Origin of the sequence: Bacteroides caecigallinarum (genome assembly GCF_021531075.1) — a bacterium.
GTDB lineage: Bacteria > Bacteroidota > Bacteroidia > Bacteroidales > Bacteroidaceae > Phocaeicola > Phocaeicola caecigallinarum_B.
In genome coordinates this window covers 1-2,484 of record NZ_JADYTJ010000105.1, presented here as the reverse complement: position 1 = coordinate 2,484, position 2,484 = coordinate 1, and the positions used below count along the sequence as shown (strand labels likewise).

Here is a 2,484-nt window from a genome sequence, read left to right as displayed (position 1 = left end):
ATTGTGACTTATGTACACGTGTATGAAACTTTTAAATTCTTAGCTGTTGCTATTTATCATCGTATAATAGCCGCATTTGTGTTTTCATGAGTGCTAATCTTTCTTTTGTCAAAACACTCGGTTTTATCAATTTTAGTATAAACCTGTCCTACTTTATGTGTAGGACGCTTAATATTTACGTATGAAAAATACATTTATTACAACAGGTCTATTGGCTTTGTCATTTATAGCAACAAACGCACAGAACAACATACCTGTATATCTGGATGACAAACAGCCTATAGAGTTAAGGATAGAGGACGTATTAAAGCGTATGACTCTTGAAGAAAAAACACGTTTAAGCTACGCACAGGGAAAATTCAGTTCTCCGGGTTGTCCTCGTTTGGGTATTCCTGAACTTTGGATGAGCGATGGCCCTCATGGTGTACGTGCAGAAATAAACTGGAATGACTGGGGTTACGCAGGATGGACAAGCGACAGCTGCACAGCCTTCCCTGCATTGACATGTCTTGCAGCCAGTTGGAATACAACTCTTGCAGCTGACTATGGTAAAGCAATAGGTGAAGAAGCAAGATATCGAGAAAAGGATGTACTGCTCGGTCCTGGAGTAAATATTTATCGTACTCCATTGAACGGACGTAACTTCGAATATCTGGGTGAAGATCCTTATCTGGCAGCTGAATTATGTGTGCCATATATCCAGGGAGTTCAAAAGAACGGTGTGGCAGCTTGCGTAAAGCACTATGCCCTGAATAATCAGGAACTATGGCGCGGACATATCGACGTGCAGTTGAGCGACAGAGCTTTGCGCGAAATATATCTTCCTGCCTTCCAGGCTGCAGTTGAGAGAAGCGGAGTATGGAGCATAATGGGAGCGTACAACAAAGTAAGAGGGACTCACGCTACACACCACAAACTACTCAACAACGACATTCTGAAAGGTGAATGGAATTTCGACGGATGCGTGATTACCGACTGGGGAGCTGCACACGACACATACGAAGCAGCAATGTACGGGCTTGATATAGAAATGGGGTCATATACCAACGGGCTGACTTCAGAATCTGAATTCGGTTACGACGATTACTATCTGGGAAAGAATTACCTGCAGATGGTAAAGGACGGAAAAATTCCAATGGAAGTGGTAAATGAGAAAGCAGCCCGTGTATTAAGACTTATATTCCGCACAGCCATGAACAGAGAAAAGCCTTTCGGTTCAATTACAAGTGAGGAACATTACAAGACTGCATATAACATTGCTACCGAGGGAATAGTACTTCTCAAGAACAAATCATCAAAGAAAGCTCCTGCACTTCTTCCGATAGATATGAACAAATATAATAAGGTACTTGTAGTCGGAGATAATGCTGTGAGAAATCTTATGGCAGGAGGAGGTTCGTCAGAGCTGAAACCAAAACTTGTAGTGACTCCACTTGACGCACTTAAAAAAGAGTTCGGAACAAAAATAGAGTTTGCTCAAGGATACATGGCAGGAAGACCTATGTACGGAAATGAAGAAGTCATTCCACAGGCTACTATGGATTCACTGCGTAATGATGCCGTACAAAAAGCAGGTAAAGCAGATCTGGTGATTTTCATCGGAGGTCTAAACAAGAATCATTTCCAGGATTGTGAAGGTGGAGACAGAAAGACATTCGGTCTCCCATTCGGACAAGATGAATTAATCGAAGAAATAATGAAGGTAAACAAGAATATCGTGGTAGTGATAACAAGCGGTAACGCAGTAGAAATGCCATGGGAAAAAGAAGTACCTTCAATAGTACAATCATGGTATCTTGGTTCTATAGGCGGATCAGCATTGGCCGATGTCCTTACAGGAAAAGTTAATCCAAGTGGAAAACTTCCTTTCTCTTATCCTGTGAAACTGGAAGACTGTCCGGCACACTATTATGGCGAAATGAGTTACCCTGGCGATAGTATCAAACAGGAATATAAGGAAGACATCCTAGTAGGCTACCGTTGGTACGACACTAAAAACATAAAGCCTCTGTACTCATTCGGCCACGGTATCAGCTATACCACTTACGACTATTCAAAACCTTCTATTTCAGGAAAATCAATATCAGAAAACGGAGAACTGACAATATCTGTCAAAGTAAAGAATACAGGTAAAGTTAAAGGTAAAGAAACCGTGCAGTTATATATAGGAGACGAAAAATGCAGTCTTCTACGCCCTGAAAAAGAGCTGAAAGGTTTCTGCAAGGTTGAACTTGCTCCAAACGAAGAAAAAGAAGTCAAATTCACCATTGACGCTAATGACTTGAAGTTCTTTGATGACAGAACCCAGAAATGGACAGTAGAACCAGGAAAATTCAAAGCTTATGTTGCAGCGGCTTCTGATGATGTACGAGGTGTATTGGAGTGTGAATATAAATAAACCAAACATATGATTTTTTTAAATTCTACCAAACAATACAAAAAGGAAATCTACAAAAACATTCATATATATAGCAACTATTATAA

At 40.6% G+C, this 2,484-nt stretch carries 1 protein-coding gene; it reads left to right on the top strand.

The genetic code is table 11. From position 1 onward, the window contains the following. Positions 1-181: 181 nt before the first annotated feature. Complete coding sequence (locus I6E11_RS14410; RefSeq protein WP_235338804.1) at positions 182-2,398, top strand: beta-glucosidase; 2,217 nt, start codon at positions 182-184, stop codon at positions 2,396-2,398. Positions 2,399-2,484 lie beyond the last annotated feature (86 nt).